The organism is Streptomyces sp. NPDC046900 (genome assembly GCF_040644975.1).
Classification (GTDB): Bacteria; Actinomycetota; Actinomycetes; order Streptomycetales; family Streptomycetaceae; genus Streptomyces.
Window position 1 is genome coordinate 138834 of record NZ_JBEYXD010000016.1, and the last position, 15331, is coordinate 154164.

The following is a 15331-nucleotide window of genomic DNA, read 5'->3' on the forward strand; positions in this document are numbered from 1 at the left end:
CCCCCCGCCGAGGCGAGGTCAACACTTTGTTGAAAAATCGAGGTGGCGAAATCCTCGTACGGAAGACCGCCGCCCGAAGGCCGCACGGCGGCTCGTCACGGGAGGCGAAGGAAGGGCCTCGGGCTCGGCGGCCACTGCCGGGGAGGCAACGTCCGGGCCGGTCAGGCCCCCTTCTCACGGTTCAGGTAGTTGTAGACGGTGAAGCGGCTCACGCCCAGGGCGCTCGCGACGGTCTCCACCCCATGGCGCACGGAGAAGGCACCGCGGGCCTCCAGTATCCGCACGACCTCCTGCTTGGCCTTGCGGTCCAGTTCGGCCAGCGGCTTGCCCTGCTTGCGCTCCATGGCGACCAGGATGTGATCGAGCGAGTCGGCGAGCTGCGGCAGGCGTACGGCGACGACGTCCGCGCCCTCCCAGGCGAGCACGACATCGTCGGGGCCGGCCTGGTCCAGGGGCAGCATCTCTCCCCCCATGGCGTCGACCAGCGGCTTGACGGCCGTGATGAAGGGCTCGTCCCCGACACCGGTCACTTGCCCTCCTCCAGCACGTTGATCTGCAGCGTGACTCGGGTGGCGCCGGCTTCCAGGGTCTTGCGCAGCAGCGCGTCGACGGCGGTGAGCACCATGTCGGCGCCGCCCTCGGCGGTGTTGCCGAACGGGCCGACGTCCACGGCGTCCAGCTCGGCCGCCCCGATGACCTCACGGGCGACGAGCGCGTGCGCGGGCGCCTCGTCGAGGTCGAAGGGCTCGGTCGTGAACTCCACTCTCAAACGCATCGCGTGCCCCCAGAACGGTCGGCGACGGAGCCGCTCCGATCGCCACGACGCGACCCTAACCGACGCCGAACCCCCCGGCTCCCGAGCGCCTTCCTCGTACCGGAAGGCCGGCTGCGGGCGGACGGGGGCAGCGCCTCCCGTGGAACCGGCCCGCTCTCCCGCGACGGACACGCCGTCCGTCCGCGTAGAGCAGGGGACGGAACGTTCACACGGAGGGACGGCACAGTGGCAGGGCGACAGTTCAAGGTCCGGCTCGCAAGGGCCAGGGGTACGGCCGTCGCGGCGGCGGCCATGGCGGCGCTCACCGCCTCGCAGGCGCCGGGTGTGGTGGCGGCGCGGGCGTCGGAGCCCGCGCGGCCGGGGGTGCCCGCCGAGCTCGGCCCGAGCGTCTCGGGCGACACCCCGTACCGCACCGCGCTCCCGCCGCTGCGGACGGCGGAACCGGAGCGCGGCAGAGCTGCGGAGCCGATGGGTGGCGCCCTGCCCGCCGGCGTGTTCGCCGCGTATCGGCGCGCCGAGGCGCAGCTCGCGCGCACCGCGCCCGGCTGCCGGCTGCGCTGGCAGCTGCTGGCCGCGATCGGCCAGGTGGAGTCCGGGCAGGCACGGGGCGGCCGATTGACCGCGGACGGTACGGCCGCGGCACCGATCCTCGGGCCCCGGCTGACCGGCGGCGCCTTCGCCGTCGTCCGGGACACCGACGGCGGTGTGTACGACGGGGACACGGTGTACGACCGCGCGGTCGGCCCGATGCAGTTCATCCCCTCGACCTGGGCCCGATGGGGAGCGGACGGCAACGGCGACGGGCGGGCCGACCCGAACAATGTGTTCGACGCGGCGCTCGCCGCCGGGCGCTATCTGTGCGCGGGCGGGCGGGACCTCTCCGACCCCGCCGGCCTCGACCGGGCGATCCTCGGCTACAACCACTCGGACGCCTATCTGCGTACGGTCAGGGCCTGGTACGCGTACTTCCTGGAGGGACACCTGGTGGTGCCGGACCTGCCCGCCTCGTCCCGGGACCGCCCGGCACCCTCCCGCCCGAGCACGCCGAAACCCTCGCCGACGCCGTCCCACCGCCGCCCGGGCCCCGGCCCGTCCCATACCCCGAAGCCGACGCCGACGCCTGCCGCGCCCTCCCCCGGTCCGTCCACCTCGGCGGGCGCCGCGCCGGGCACGCATGCGCCGGCGCTGCCCCTGCCGACCCCGAGCATCGGGCTGCCCACAGGGCTGCTGCCCACCGGTCTGACGGGCGGCGGCAGGAATTCGTCGGGTTCCTCCCCCTCCCCAACCGCGGCTACCGGGCGGTAATGTCGCCATCCACCGGGTAGTAGATGCGGTGGGTAAGCGCAAAGGGGCCCTCATGGCGACGGAGCCTGCGAAGGCGGAGACGGCCACGCCCGCGGAGGCACGGGCGGCCCACGACCGTTGGGAGCGCATGTGGAGCCACCGCGAGCAACTGCTCAAGGTGGCCCGGCGCAGATCGGTGAGCCTCGAGGACGCCGAGGACGCGGTGCACGAGGCGATGCTGCGCGCGGCGGAGCGCCCGGATCTCGACGATGAACGTCTCGGCGCCTGGCTGACGACGGTGACCATGCGGCTGTGCGTCGACCGCCATCGGCAGGTCAACCGGGAGGCCGAGGTGCACCGCAGCCCCACGCTGATCGCCCCGGGCCCCGTGCCCGTCGACGAGGCGGTGTGCGACCGGGCCGAGGCCAGGTGGCTGGCCGTGCGCAGCGGGGAACTGCCCGGCCGTCAGGCGGAGGCGCTGCGGCTCAAGTCCGAGGACCTGGACGTCGGTCAGGTCGCCGTGCGGATGGGGCTGAGCTACCGCACCGTCGAATCGCTACTGGCCCGCGCCCGCCGGACGCTGCGCGCGTCGCTGGCCGGGACGCTCGGGTTCGTGCTGTTCCTGCTGGGGCGCGGCCGGCACGGCCTGGGCGGCAAGGCGCAGGCGGTGGCCGTCACCTCGACGGCAGCGACTCTGGTGGTGGCCGGATTCGTACTGCCGAACGCACTTGAGTCCAGCGAAGGCACACACGGTCCGGCTCCGCGGCCGTCCGCGTCGCCCAGCGCGCAGTCGCCCCGGCCGGGCAGCAGCCACGACTTGCGTACCCCGTGGGTGCGCGGGCCCGCCCCCAACGCGGCGCACCCCGCTCGGGGGGCGACAAAACCGCCTTCCGGCGGATCGTCCGCGCCGCAGTCCGTCCCGTCCCCGCCGGACGGCACGTCGGTCCCCGCTGCTGAGCTCTCGGCACCCGAGGTCCCGCAGGTGCCCGGCGTCACCGGGGTGCCGGACCTGCCGGTCAAGGTCAGCGTGCCCCCGCTCCCGTCGGTTCCGGCCACCTCCGCCCTGCCGTCCCTCTCCCTCCCCACGCCGGGCACGCCGCCCGTGAAGCTGCCCTAGACCGGCCGTAGACCCGTCCGGAAACCCGTCGGAAAAAAATCCGGCCTCGTCGCGACGGACGCCCCGCCCCTCCCCGTAGAGCGGATGTCGGAGCTGCTCGCGGGCGAAGGGTGGACGGGATGGGTGTCGAGATCTGTGTGGAAGGGCTGACCAAGTCCTTCGGTCACCAGGTCGTCTGGCAGGACGTCTCGCTGACCCTTCCCGCGGGGGAGGTCTCGGTCATGCTCGGTCCTTCCGGGACGGGCAAGTCGGTGTTCCTCAAGACGCTGGTGGGGCTGCTCAAGCCGGACCGGGGTTCGGTGAAGGTCGCGGGCCGGGACATCACCAGACTGCGGGAGCACGACCTGTACGAGGTACGGAAGTTGTTCGGGGTGCTGTTCCAGGACGGCGCGCTGTTCGGCTCGATGAACCTGTACGACAACATCGCCTTCCCGCTGCGCGAGCACACCCGCAGGTCCGAGAGCCAGATCCGGCGCATCGTGCTGGAGAAGATGGACATGGTCGGGCTGATCGGCGCCGAGGAGAAGCTGCCCGGCGAGATCTCCGGGGGAATGCGCAAGCGGGCCGGTCTGGCACGGGCGCTGGTGCTCGACCCGGAGATCATCCTCTTCGACGAGCCGGACTCGGGCCTCGACCCGGTGCGGGTGGCCTACCTCAACCAGCTCATCGTCGACCTCAACGCGCAGATCGACGCGACCTTCCTGATCGTCACGCACGACATCGCCTCGGCGCGCCAGGTGCCCGACAACATCGGTCTGTTGTTCCGGCGTGAACTGGTGATGTTCGGGCCCCGCGAGCAGTTGCTGACCAGTGCCGAGCCCGTCGTGCGCCAGTTCCTGAACGGCCGGATGCAGGGGCCGATCGGCATGGCGGAGGAGAAGGACGCCGCCCAGGTCGAGCAGGAGCTGGCACAGCTCGGCGACGGCCCGCGGACCCCGGGTCGCGGGGAGATGACACCCCGCCTGCTGCCGGGGCCCGGCATCAGCCGCCCGCCGCGCTGGGAGGCCATCGCGAGACGGGAGGCCGAGCTGCACCGCACGGAGGTGACCGGCGCATGAGCCTGTCCCCGGCCGGAGCGCTGCGGCACTCGGGCCAACTGTTCGCGATGGCGCTGGACGTGCTGCGGGCCCTGCCCCGACGCCCCTTCCAGGCACGGGAGTTCATTCAGCAGGCCTGGTTCGTGGCGAGCGTCACCATCCTGCCCACGGCCCTCGTCTCGATCCCGTTCGGGGCGGTCATCGCGCTGCAGATCGGCAGCCTGACCCGGCAGCTCGGCGCCCAGTCCTTCTCAGGGGCCGCCTCGGTGCTGGCGGTGCTGCGGGAGGCGTCGCCCATCGTCACCGCGCTGCTGATCGCGGGCGCGGGCGGCACGGCGATCTGCGCGGACCTCGGGGCGCGCAGGATCCGGGACGAGATCGACGCGATGCAGGTGCTCGGCATCGATCCGATCCACCGGCTCGTCGTGCCCCGTGTGCTGGCCTCCATGGTGGTGGCGGTACTGCTCAACGGGCTCGTGTCGGTCGTGGGCGTGGCGGGCGGCTACTTCTTCAACGTGATCCTCCAGCACGGCACGCCCGGCGCGTATCTGGCCTCCTTCACGACGCTCGCCCAGTTGTCCGACCTGTGGGCCGCCGAGATCAAGGCGCTGGTGTTCGGCGCGATCGCCGCGATCGTCGCCTCGTACAAGGGACTCAACGCCCAAGGGGGCCCCAAGGGCGTGGGCGACGCCGTCAACCAGTCGGTGGTGATCACCTTCATGTTGCTGTTCGTGACGAACTTCGTGATGACCGCGGTGTACTTCCAGATTGTCCCGCAGCGGGGGTAGCGATGCGACCTACACGACTCCTCGACGCCCCGCTGCGCTCACTCGAGCAGCTGGGCAGCCAACTCTCCTTCTACGGACGCTCACTGGCGTGGACGGGCCGCACCCTGCGCCGCTACAAGAAGGAGGTCCTGCGGCTGCTCGCCGAGGTCAGCTTCGGCCGTGGCGCGCTGGCCGTCGTCGGCGGCACGGTGGGGGTGATCGCCTTCCTGTCGTTCTTCACCGGCACCGAGGTCGGGCTCCAGGGCTACGCCGCCCTGAACCAGCTGGGCACCTCGAACTTCGTCGCGTTCCTCTCGGCGTACTTCAACACCCGGGAGATCGCCCCGCTGGTGGCCGGGCTCGCCCTGTCCGCGACGGTCGGCGCCGGCTTCACCGCGCAACTCGGCGCGATGCGGATCAGCGAGGAGACCGACGCTCTCGAGGTGATGGGCGTCCCCTCGCTGCCGTTCCTGGTGACGACCCGGATGATCGCCGGTTTCGTCGCCGTGATCCCGCTGTACGTGATCGGGCTGCTGTCGTCCTACCTCGCGGCCCGCACCATCACCACCGTCTTCTACGGGCAGTCGAAGGGCACGTACGACCACTACTTCCACCAGTACCTGCCGCCCGTCGACGTGCTGTGGTCCTTCGGCAAGGTGATCGTCTTCGCGCTGCTGATCATCCTTGTGCACTGCTACTACGGCTACCACGCGAGCGGCGGGCCGGCCGGTGTCGGCGTCGCGGTGGGCCGCGCGGTGCGCACCTCCATCGTCGCCGTCAACGTCCTGGACTTCTTCCTCAGCCTCGCGATCTGGGGCGCCAACACGACCGTGCGGATCGCGGGGTGAGAGGGGTGAGAGTGCTGAGACTCCGGCTGTACGGCATCGCCTTCATCGCCGTGCTGGGGCTGCTGCTGTCGCTGGCCGTGGCCGTGTACCAGCAGGCCTTCACCCCCGTCGTGCGGATCAAGCTGGAGGCGGACCACCTCGGCAACCAGCTCGATCCGCGGGCCGACGTCAAGCTGCGCGGGCTGCTCGTCGGCGAGGTCCGCGGGGTGCATACCGACGGCTCGAAGGCGACCCTCGACCTCGCGCTCAAGCCGCGTTACGTGGCGTACATCCCCTCGGACGTGCACGCCCGGCTGCTGCCCAAGACGCTGTTCGGGGAGAAGTACGTCGACCTGGTCGCTCCGGCCCGGTCCGCGGCCCGGCCCATCCGCGCCGGGGACGTCATCACCCAGGACCGTACGAGGACCGGCATCGAGCTCCAGCAACTGATGAACGACCTGCTGCCGCTGCTGCGCACGGTCCGGCCCGGCGAACTGAACGCCACGCTCTCGGCGTTCGCCACCGCGCTCGAGGGCCGCGGCGACCGGATCGGCGACAACCTCACCCGCGTCGAGGGCTATCTGCGCCGCCTCAATCCGCATCTGCCGTCCCTCAAGAGGGACATCGCACGCTTCGCCGACGTCGCCGAGGTGTACGCCGACGCCGCGCCCGACCTGATGCGGATCCTGCACGACACCGTCACCACCAGCCGCACCCTCGTGGAGAAGCAGGACCGGCTGGCCGCCGCGCTCCGCACCACGGCGACGGTCGCGGGCACCGCGCGGGACGTCCTCGACGAGAACGGCGACCGGCTGATCACCCTGGGCCGGGTCTCCCGTCCCACCCTGGAGCTGTTCGCCCGCTACTCCCCGGAGTACCCCTGCCTGCTGGCCGGTCTGGTCTGGCAGGAGCAGGAGTCCGAGAAGGCGTTCCGCGGCGGCGAGATGCGTATCACCCTCGAGGTCGTGCGTCCGCAGAGCGCCTACCGGCCCGGTGAGGAGCCGCGCTACGCCGAGCGGTCGGGGCCCGACTGCCGCGGCCTGCCCCATCCTCCGGTGCCCGGACCGAAACCCAAGCTCGACGACGGTACGAAGGCCGACGGTTCGGGGGGCGCGCTGCCCGGAGGGGCCACCGTGTCCGGCACCGCGGCCGAGCAGCGTGCCGTGGGCTCGCTCGTAGCCCCCGTCCTGGGCGTGCCCGCGGACGAGGTGCCGCCCGTCGCGACCCTGTTGTTCGGACCGCTCGCCCGCGGAACGGCGGTGAGCGTCACATGAGCAGGACACACGCCCGGCAGACGGTCGCACCGCTGGTCAAGTTCAGCCTGTTCGCGCTGGTGACGATCGCGACGACGGCGCTGCTCGCCGCCACCGTCGCGGGTGTCTCGTTCACCCCGAAGCAGACGTACCACGCGGTGTTCAGCGATGTCACCGGCCTGCAGGAGGGCGACGACATCCGGGTCGCCGGGGTGCGGGTCGGCGAGGTCGAGGGCATCCGGATCAAGGACCGGACGCTGGCGGAGGTCACCTTCACCGTCGCGGCCGACCGGCCGTTGCTCACCGGCACCCACGCCCTCGTCCGCTACCGCAATCTGGTCGGGCAGCGGTACATCGCGCTGACCGAGGGGCCCGGCGACGGCACCCGGCTGCGGCCCGGCGGCACGATCCCGCTGTCCAGGACCCAACCGGCGCTGGACCTCAACGCGCTGCTGAACGGCTTCAAGCCGCTGTTCGCCGCGCTCAGCCCCAACGACGTCAACCAGCTCGCCACCGAGATCATCCGGACCCTGCAGGGCGAGGGCGGAACCGTGAACAGCCTGCTCGCGCACACGGCGTCGCTGACCACGACCCTCGCCGACCGTGACGCGCTCATCGGTTCCGTGGTCGACAACCTCAACACGGTGCTCGCGACGCTCGACAAGCGCGGCGCCCGCTTCTCCGGGCTGATCACCCAGCTGCGGCGGGTGATCTCCGGGCTGTCCGCCGACCGCAAACCCATCGGGGATTCCCTGGTGAGCATCGGCGATCTCACCGAGGCCACCTCGGGGCTGCTGAAGGACGCGCGTCCGCCGCTGAAGGACGACATCGCCGGGCTGACGACCTTGACCGGAACGCTGAACAGGAACGAGAAGACCGTGGAGGGCGTGCTGAAGCGGCTGCCGGACAAGCTCAACGAACTGACGGGGACGGCGTCCTACGGCTCGTGGTTCAACTTCTACCTGTGCGACTTCGACGGCCGCATCGTGCTGCCGAAGACGAAGCAGGTGCTGACTCCCGAGATGCACGTGGCGCAGGCGAGGTGCGGCGGATGAGCATCCTGCCGGGCAGGGCCCGAAGCCGCCGTCCGGAGCCCCTGGTGAAGGTGCGCGTCCTGCCACCGAAGCTGCCCAGGGTGCGGCTCCCGGCCCGCCGCGGCCGGACCGGTCGCCCCGAACCCCTCGTCAGGGTGCGCGTCCTGCCGCCCAGGCTGCCCGGGGTGCGGCTGCGCCGGCCACGGCTGAAGCCGTTCCGTGAGCGCAACCCCCTCGTGGTCGGGGCCGTCGGCCTCACTGTCCTCGCGCTGCTGACCGTGGCCGCGTTCAACGCCGACAGCCTGCCGCTGATCGGCGGCGGCGAGACGTACAGTGCGGCCTTCTCGGAGGCGGGCGGTCTCAAGCCGGGCGACGAGGTGCGGATCGCCGGGGTCAAGGTCGGCGCCGTCAAGGGCGTGGACCTGGAGGACGACCACGTCAGGGTGACCTTCAAGGTCAAGGGCGACCCGGAGATGGGCACCACGACCGGCGCCTCGATCCGGGTGAAGACGATCCTCGGCGCCAAGTACCTGGCGCTGAGCCCGAAGGGACCGGGCCGGCTGAGCCCGGGCAGCGAGATCCCGCTGGGGCGGACGGTCTCGGCGTACGACGTCGTGCAGGCGTTCAGCGATCTGACCACCACGACGGAGAAGGTCGACACCCAGCGGCTGGCGAAGGCGCTGGACACCGTCTCCACCACCTTCCAGGACTCCCCCGCCGAAGTACGCGCGTCCATCCAGGGATTGGCCAGGATCTCCCGGACCGTCGCCTCGCGCGACGAGGCCCTGCGCAGGCTCCTGGAGCACGCGAACGGGGTCACCGGGGTGCTGGCCGAGCACACGAAGGACTTCTCCGCGCTGGTGAAGGACGGCGACGAACTGTTCAAGGAGATCAGCAAGCGCCGCGCGGCGATCCACACCCTGCTCAAGAGCTCCGCCCTGCTGGGCATCGAGCTGTCCGGGCTGGTCGAGGACAACCGCAAGGAGATCGGGCCGGCGCTCAGGAACCTCAACACGTTCGTGCGGATGCTCGAACGCAACCAGGCGAGCCTCGACCGGAGCGTCAGGCTGCTCGCGCCCTACATCCGGGTCTTCACCAACACCCTCGGCAACGGCCGGTGGTTCGACACCTACGTGCAGAACCTGGTCGCGGCCCCGCTGGTGCCGCGGACGGGAGGTTCACGATGACGAAACGCTTCGGTCTGCGCCGTGCCCTGGCCCTGCTCACCGCGCTGGCCGTACTCGCCGCACTCGCCGTCGCGCTGTGGCCGCACCCCCGCACGGTCCACGTCACGGCGTACTTCCCGCGCACCGTCGGCATCTACCCCGGTTCCGACGTCCGTGTCCTCGGCATCCGCATCGGCGAGGTCAAGACGATCACACCGGAGGGCGGCCGGGTGCGGGTGGAGCTGGAGTACGACGAGGGACGCCGGGTCCCGGCCGACGCGCGGGCCGCCATCATCAACTCCTCGGTGGTCAGCGACCGTTACGTCCAGCTGCTGCCGGTGTACCGGAAGGGCCCGGCTCTGCGCAGCGGCGACGTGATCCCCGAGTCGCGCACGGCCGTCCCCGTGGAGCTGGACCGCATCTTCGACAGTCTGCACACCACGGCCGACGCGCTCGGGCCGAAGGGCGCGAACAAGGACGGCTCCCTGTCGCGGCTGCTCGGGGTGAGCGCGGACAACCTCAGGGGCCAGGGCACGAACCTCAACCAGGCGGTCGACGACCTCTCGCAGGCGGTCACCACGCTCTCCGACGGCCGGGGCGATCTGTTCGGCACCGTGCGCAACCTCCAGGTGTTCACGGCCGCGCTGGCGGCCGACGACACGAGCGTGCGGTCGTTCAACGACGACCTCGCCGAGGTGGCGGCGCAGCTCGCCGGGGAGCGCGACGACCTCGCGGCGGCCCTGCGGCACCTGGCGACGGCACTCGGCGACGTGTCCGACTTCGTGAAGGCCAACAAGAGGTCATTGACCGAGAACGTCCGGGGCCTCAGCAAGGTCACCAAGGTCCTCGTCACCCAACGGGCCGCGCTGGAGGAACTGCTGACCGTCGCCCCCACGGGTCTGTCGAACCTGGAGAACGCCTACAACCCGTCCTCCGGCACCCTCGACACCCGCGAGAACGTACAGAATGCGCAGGACCCGGCGTCCCTGCTGTGCTCCCTGCTGAAGACGACCGGGGACGAGGGCGGCAGGAACCCGGACTGCAAGGAGCTGCGGCGGCTCTTCGACTCCCTGCCGAAGGTGCCCACGGCGCCGGCCGGGACGGGCACGGTCGACCGGACGCTCGGCGGGATCCTGGGGGGCGCGGCATGAGGATCCTGAGCACGGGACGGGCGGTCGCGTGGGCGGTGACCGGTGCGCTGCTGCTGTCCGGCTGCGAGTTCAACGGCTGGTACGACGTCCCGCTCCCCGGCGGTGCCGCCGCGGACGGCCACGCGTACCACGTCACGGTCGAGTTCAGGGACGTCCTCGACCTGGTGCCGCAGTCGGCGGTCAAGGTCGACGACGTCACGGTGGGCGCCGTCGAGAAGGTGGAACTGGAAGGCTGGCACGCGCGGGTACGGCTGCGCGTCGCCGACTCGGTGAAGCTGCCCGCCAACGCGGTGGCCGACCTGCGACAGACCAGCATGCTCGGCGAGAAGTACGTGGCACTGTCCGCGCCGGCCGGCACCCCGCCGGTCGGAAGGCTTCGCGACGGCGCCGTCATCCCGCTCTCCCGCAGCGGCCGCAACGCGGAGATCGAGGAGGTGCTGTCCGCTCTCTCGGCGCTCCTCAACGGCGGCGGAGTGGCCCAGCTCAAGACGATCACCGTGGAGCTGAACAAGGCGCTGGAGGGGCGCGAGAGCCGGGTGCGGTCCCTCCTCACCCAGCTCGACACGTTCCTCGGCGGTCTGGACGAGCAGCGCGCCCAGATCGTCCGCGCGCTCAAGGGCATCGACCGGCTGGCCGAGCGGCTGCGGACCGAGAACAGGACGATCGGCCAGGCCGTCGACGCGCTGCCGCCCGCCCTGAAGGTCCTCGCCGACCAGCGGAAGGACCTGACGAAGATGCTCACCGCCCTCTCGCGGCTCGGCACGACCGGCACCAGGGTCGTCAACGCCTCGCGGGACGACACCGTGGCCGACCTCGAGCAGCTGCGGCCGATCCTGCGACAGCTCGACAAGGCGGGCGACGATCTCCCCGACTCCCTGGAGCTGCTGACGACCTACCCGTTCCCGCGCAACGCGGTGGACGCGGTCAAGGGCGACTACGTCAACCTCAAACTGACCGCCGATCTGGACCTGGCGGACCTCTACGGCAACCTCACCCGCAAGCCGGGCAAGGGCGGCGGCAAACCGGGCAAGCCCGGTACCCCTGGCATTCCCCCGCTCCCCAGCGTACCGAGCGTTCCGGTGCCCACGGCGCTGCCCACGGTACCGGGCCTTCCCAAGGTGCCGAAACCGCCCGTCCCGACCTCCCCTCCGCCGGGTGGTGGCGGCCCGCTGTGCCCGCCGGTGTGCACCGCAGCGTACGGCACCGCGGGGAACGCGCGCCGCCTCCCGCCAGGGATCGACCTCGCCCTCGCCGAGCTCATGCTGAAGGGGATACAGCCGTGATCACACGTACGGTCAAGGCCCAGCTGATCGCCTTCGCCGCCCTCACCGCCCTCGGGGTGTCCTACGTCGGCGCCGAGTACACCGGCCTGGCGGACGACATCCTCGGCCGCGGCTACACGGTGAGCGCCGACTTCGCCGAGTCCGGGGGCATCTTCCCCGGCGCCGAGGTCACCTACCGCGGAGTGCCGGTCGGCCGCGTGAGCGATCTGCGGCTGAACGGCTCCGGTGTCTCGGTGTCCCTGACGATCAAGGACGGCGCACCGCGGATCCCGGCCGACACCCTGGCGGTGGTCGCCGACCGTTCCGCGGTCGGCGAGCAGTACGTCGACCTGCAGCCCCGCCGCTCGGGCGGCCCGTATCTGATCGACGGCAGCCCGATCCCGCGCAGCCGCACCCGTGTCCCGCTGCCCGTCACCGATCTCGTCCTCAGCCTGGACCGGCTGGTCGAATCGGTTGGCAAGGACGATCTGCGCACCACCGTCGATGAGTTGGGCAAGGCCTTCGCCGGCACGGGACCGCGGCTGAGCCGTCTGGTGGACTCGGGCAACGCACTGGTCGAGTCGGCGTCCGACTCGCTCCCGCAGACGGTGTCCCTGATCGAGGACGCGCAGAAGGTGCTCAAGACACAGGCCGACAAGGGCTCGGCCATCAAGTCGTTCTCCCGCGATCTGGCCGCGCTCACGGAACGGTTGAAGTCGAGCGACGGTGACCTGCGCAGGCTGATCGGCGACACGGCACCCGCCGCGCAGGAGGTCGACTCCCTGCTGAGGTCCGTCCGGCCGGACCTCCCCGTCCTGCTGGCCAACCTCATCAGCGGCGGTCAGGTCACCACGGCGCGGCTGCCCGGCCTGGAGCAGGCCCTGGTCACCTTCCCGGTGGTGGTCGCGGGCGGCTACACCGTCCTCCCGGGCGACGGCACCACCCACTTCGGGCTCGTCGTGAACGTGGACGATCCGCCGCCGTGCACCCAGGGGTACGGGACACGCCGGCGCGATCCCTCCGACACCAGCACACGGGCGGCCGACACCGGTGCGCGCTGCACCGCGCCGCGCGGGAGCGCCACATCGGTGCGCGGCGCCCAGAACGCCCCCGGCGCGCAGAGCGGTTCGGGCGACGCCGACCGGTCCGCCTACGTGACCCCGTACGACCCGGAGACCGGCACCGCCACCGGCCCGGACGGAACGCCCGTCGAGATCGGCTCGACGGGCGGCGAACAGACCGTCTTCGGAAAGGAGTCGTGGCAATGGCTGCTCGTGGGACCGATGGCATGAGCGGGGGCCGTCGCAGGGCGCTGTCCGCGGGACTCGTCGCCGTGACCGTGCTGACCGTCGCGCTGTCGGCCTGGCTGGGCGTGCGCCTCGCCGACCAGCGCGCGGTGGAGCAGCGCAGACAGGACATCCTGGCGGCGGCCCGCCAGTCGGCGCTGAACTTCACCTCGCTCGACTACCGGCACTACCGCGAGGACAGCGGGAACGTGCTCGACGGCGCCACCGGCGACTTCAAGAAGCAGTTCGCCGCGCAGACCGGGGAATTGACGAAGCTCGTCGCGCAGAACAAGTCGGTGTCCGAGGGACAGGTCCTCGAGGCGGGGATCGTGCGCTCGGACGACCGCTCGGCCCGGGTCCTGGTCGTCGCCGACAGCAAGGTGACCAACACCGCGGCGCCCCAGGGACAGGCGCGCACCTACCGGCTGCAGCTCGACCTCGTGCGCGAGCGCGGCCGCTGGCTGACCTCCGACGTCGCGTTCGTGGGCTGAGCAGGCCGTCTCGCGATCCGCCAGGCCACATCAGTGAGGAGAGACACCGTGGCGAACCCGAGTTCCCGAGTCCGCGGCGCCGGCTCACCCGCCCGTCGCACCATGTCCGCGGCCGCCCGCGCGGCGGCCAAGCGCGCCGGACGGCCGGCGCGCCCGGAACAGCACGGTGCCCTCGGGGCGGAAGGCCCCGCCGACGAGGCACCGCGGGCCGAGGAGCAGCGCTCTGGGCGCACCCTGCTCATCGAGGCCCCGCCGAACGGCTGGGAGGACCCGCCGGAGCCGTCGCGGGAGTCCGCCGAGGAGAGGCCGGAGAAGGGCACGCCCGCCCGGTGGTCCGGCACCGGGCTGCTCACCGTGGCGCTCTGCGTCCTGCTGGTGGCGGGCCTGGCGGCCGCCGCCGTCCTCGGATGGCAGTACCGGGAGGGCCGACGGGCCGAACGGGCACGCGAGGAGGCGCTCGCGGCCGCGCAGAAGGCGGCACCGGTCGTGCTGTCGTACGACTACCGGCATCTGGACCGGGACTTCGCGCGCGCCCGCGCCTGCCTGACCGGCGCCTTCCGCGACCAGTACCTCAAGACCACGAAGACGGTGGTCGGACCGACCGCGGCGAAGTACCACGGAGTGGTGAAGGCGACGGTGGCGGCGCCCACGGGCGGTTCCCCCGCGGCCTCCGTGGTGTCGGCCGCACCGGACCGGGTCGTGGTGCTGCTGTTCGTCGACCAGGTCACCCGGAGCACCCAGGTGTCGAGGTCCCGCCTCGACCTGAACCGGGTGCGGATGACGCTCACCCGTACCTCCGGGGGCTGGAAGGTGAGTGCCGTGGACGCGCTCTGACCCACGCCGGCAGGCCCTCGCCTCCGTACACGGCGGTGCCCTCGCGCAGTTCGCGCGGGGGCACTTTTCGTGAGCTCTCTTGACACTCACCCCTCACCGGCGGCAGTCTTCCATTAAGCAGAAATCATATTCCGCAATACGGAATTACAGTGATCCTGGGCTTCAGCACGGAAGCACCGCCGGAAGGGAAGGGAGCCCCGCCCCGATGGGATTCGCAGACCAGCGCTTCACCGTCAACCTGTCGATCCTCTTCACGGAACTCCCGCTCCTGGAGCGGCCCGCGGCCGCCGCCGCGGCCGGCTTCACCGCGGCCGAGCTGTGGTGGCCCTGGACCGACTCGCCCACCCCGGAGCGCTCGGAGCTCGACGCCCTGAAGAAGGCGATCGAGGACGAGGGCCTCCTGCTCACGGGCCTCAACTTCTACGCGGGACAGCTGCCGGGCCCCGACCGCGGCGCCCTGTCGGTCCCCGGCGAGGAGTCGGAGAAGTTCCGCGCCAACATCGATGTGGCGGCGGACTTCGCCGAGGCGCTGGGCTGCCGGGCGCTCAACGCGCTGTACGGCAACCGCGTCGACGGCGTCGACCCGGCCGAGCAGGACGCGCTCGCTCTGGAGAACCTGGTCCTCGCGGCCCGCGCCGCCGACCGGATCGGAGCGGTCCTGCTGATCGAGGCGTTGAACAGGCCCGAGTCGCCCCGTTATCCGCTGGTGTCGGCCCCGGCCGCCGTCGCGATCGCCGACCAGGTCGACGAGGCCACAGGCCTCGGCAACGCGCGGTTCCTGATGGACCTTTACCACCTGTCCATGAACGGCGAGGACCTCCCGTCGGTGATCGAGCGGTACGCGTCCAGGACCGGCCACGTCCAGGTCGCCGACAACCCCGGTCGCGGCGCCCCCGGCACGGGTTCGCTCCCGCTGGAGGACCTCCTCGACGAGCTCGCGAAGTCCGGCTACACGGGCCGGGTCGGCCTGGAGTACAAGCCCGGGGACAAGCCGAGCGCCGAGACCTTCGCGTGGCTGCCGGTCGAGGCCCGCTCCTCCCGCTGAGC

16 protein-coding genes are annotated in these 15331 nt (G+C 71.7%); 14 read left to right on the plus strand and 2 right to left on the minus strand.

What is annotated here, in order from left to right:
* Positions 1-161 precede the first annotated feature (161 nt).
* A complete protein-coding gene (locus ABZ904_RS18815; protein ID WP_360994683.1) occupies positions 162-530 on the minus strand; it encodes a helix-turn-helix domain-containing protein in 369 nt (122 codons plus the stop codon).
* The gene (locus tag ABZ904_RS18820; protein ID WP_359406151.1) at positions 527-775 is read right to left on the minus strand and encodes a hypothetical protein; all 249 of its coding nucleotides are present in this window, start codon (positions 773-775) and stop codon (positions 527-529) included. Before ABZ904_RS18820 ends, ABZ904_RS18815 begins: the two co-directional genes overlap by 4 nt.
* Positions 776-1000: 225 nt before the next feature.
* On the opposite strand from ABZ904_RS18820, the gene ABZ904_RS18825 reads away from it, so the two are divergent.
* The 14 genes from ABZ904_RS18825 to ABZ904_RS18890 all read left to right on the plus strand — a co-directional run bounded on the left by ABZ904_RS18825 (position 1001) and on the right by ABZ904_RS18890 (position 15329).
* Positions 1001-2080 carry a lytic murein transglycosylase gene (locus tag ABZ904_RS18825; protein WP_361824437.1) on the plus strand — a complete coding sequence of 360 codons (1080 nt, stop codon included), beginning with the start codon at positions 1001-1003 and terminating at the stop codon, positions 2078-2080.
* 52 nt (positions 2081-2132) lie between these two features.
* Positions 2133-3176: a sigma-70 family RNA polymerase sigma factor gene (locus ABZ904_RS18830; protein ID WP_361824440.1), complete on the plus strand. Its 1044-nt coding sequence runs from the start codon at positions 2133-2135 to the stop codon at positions 3174-3176.
* A 119-nt stretch (positions 3177-3295) separates the two neighbouring features.
* Positions 3296-4234, plus strand: coding sequence for an ABC transporter ATP-binding protein (locus ABZ904_RS18835; RefSeq protein ID WP_359406141.1), 939 nt, complete (start codon positions 3296-3298; stop codon positions 4232-4234).
* Positions 4231-5001, plus strand: a complete 771-nt coding sequence (locus ABZ904_RS18840; protein WP_360994691.1) for an ABC transporter permease — start codon at positions 4231-4233, stop codon at positions 4999-5001. Before ABZ904_RS18835 ends, ABZ904_RS18840 begins: the two co-directional genes overlap by 4 nt.
* A 2-nt stretch (positions 5002-5003) precedes the next feature.
* Positions 5004-5828 (plus strand): ABC transporter permease, encoded by an 825-nt coding sequence (locus tag ABZ904_RS18845; protein WP_359406135.1) that lies wholly within the window; start codon positions 5004-5006, stop codon positions 5826-5828.
* Positions 5829-5833: 5 nt separating this feature from the next.
* Positions 5834-7081: an MCE family protein gene (locus tag ABZ904_RS18850; RefSeq protein ID WP_361824444.1), complete on the plus strand. Its 1248-nt coding sequence runs from the start codon at positions 5834-5836 to the stop codon at positions 7079-7081.
* Positions 7078-8115 (plus strand): MlaD family protein, encoded by a 1038-nt coding sequence (locus tag ABZ904_RS18855; RefSeq protein ID WP_359406129.1) that lies wholly within the window; start codon positions 7078-7080, stop codon positions 8113-8115. The genes ABZ904_RS18850 and ABZ904_RS18855 overlap by 4 nt, the downstream gene beginning before the upstream one ends.
* A gap of 185 nt (positions 8116-8300) precedes the next feature.
* Positions 8301-9281, plus strand: a complete 981-nt coding sequence (locus ABZ904_RS18860; RefSeq protein WP_359406175.1) for an MCE family protein — start codon at positions 8301-8303, stop codon at positions 9279-9281.
* Positions 9278-10411, plus strand: a complete 1134-nt coding sequence (locus tag ABZ904_RS18865) for an MCE family protein (RefSeq protein ID WP_360994698.1) — start codon at positions 9278-9280, stop codon at positions 10409-10411. The genes ABZ904_RS18860 and ABZ904_RS18865 overlap by 4 nt, the downstream gene beginning before the upstream one ends.
* Positions 10408-11694, plus strand: a complete 1287-nt coding sequence (locus ABZ904_RS18870; protein WP_361824447.1) for an MCE family protein — start codon at positions 10408-10410, stop codon at positions 11692-11694. The genes ABZ904_RS18865 and ABZ904_RS18870 overlap by 4 nt, the downstream gene beginning before the upstream one ends.
* On the plus strand, positions 11691-12965 hold the full coding sequence (locus ABZ904_RS18875) for an MlaD family protein (protein ID WP_361824450.1): 1275 nt from the start codon (positions 11691-11693) through the stop codon (positions 12963-12965). Before ABZ904_RS18870 ends, ABZ904_RS18875 begins: the two co-directional genes overlap by 4 nt.
* Positions 12938-13450: a hypothetical protein gene (locus tag ABZ904_RS18880; RefSeq protein ID WP_359406117.1), complete on the plus strand. Its 513-nt coding sequence runs from the start codon at positions 12938-12940 to the stop codon at positions 13448-13450. The genes ABZ904_RS18875 and ABZ904_RS18880 overlap by 28 nt, the downstream gene beginning before the upstream one ends.
* Positions 13451-13498: 48 nt before the next feature.
* Positions 13499-14284: a hypothetical protein gene (locus ABZ904_RS18885; protein ID WP_361824453.1), complete on the plus strand. Its 786-nt coding sequence runs from the start codon at positions 13499-13501 to the stop codon at positions 14282-14284.
* Positions 14285-14489: 205 nt separating this feature from the next.
* Positions 14490-15329 carry a TIM barrel protein gene (locus ABZ904_RS18890; RefSeq protein WP_361824456.1) on the plus strand — a complete coding sequence of 280 codons (840 nt, stop codon included), beginning with the start codon at positions 14490-14492 and terminating at the stop codon, positions 15327-15329.
* Positions 15330-15331 lie beyond the last annotated feature (2 nt).

Bases quoted from the DNA above. Each gene is read 5' to 3' on its own strand.
- ABZ904_RS18820 (WP_359406151.1), bottom strand. From the start codon at position 775: ATGCGTTTGAGAGTGGAGTTCACGACCGAGCCCTTCGACCTCGACGAG.
- ABZ904_RS18830 (WP_361824440.1), top strand. From the start codon at position 2,133: ATGGCGACGGAGCCTGCGAAGGCGGAGACGGCCACGCCCGCGGAGGCA.
- ABZ904_RS18835 (WP_359406141.1), top strand. From the start codon at position 3,296: ATGGGTGTCGAGATCTGTGTGGAAGGGCTGACCAAGTCCTTCGGTCAC.
- ABZ904_RS18840 (WP_360994691.1), top strand. From the start codon at position 4,231: ATGAGCCTGTCCCCGGCCGGAGCGCTGCGGCACTCGGGCCAACTGTTC.
- ABZ904_RS18845 (WP_359406135.1), top strand. From the start codon at position 5,004: ATGCGACCTACACGACTCCTCGACGCCCCGCTGCGCTCACTCGAGCAG.
- ABZ904_RS18855 (WP_359406129.1), top strand. From the start codon at position 7,078: ATGAGCAGGACACACGCCCGGCAGACGGTCGCACCGCTGGTCAAGTTC.
- ABZ904_RS18865 (WP_360994698.1), top strand. From the start codon at position 9,278: ATGACGAAACGCTTCGGTCTGCGCCGTGCCCTGGCCCTGCTCACCGCG.
- ABZ904_RS18870 (WP_361824447.1), top strand. From the start codon at position 10,408: ATGAGGATCCTGAGCACGGGACGGGCGGTCGCGTGGGCGGTGACCGGT.
- ABZ904_RS18880 (WP_359406117.1), top strand. From the start codon at position 12,938: ATGGCTGCTCGTGGGACCGATGGCATGAGCGGGGGCCGTCGCAGGGCG.
- ABZ904_RS18890 (WP_361824456.1), top strand. From the start codon at position 14,490: ATGGGATTCGCAGACCAGCGCTTCACCGTCAACCTGTCGATCCTCTTC.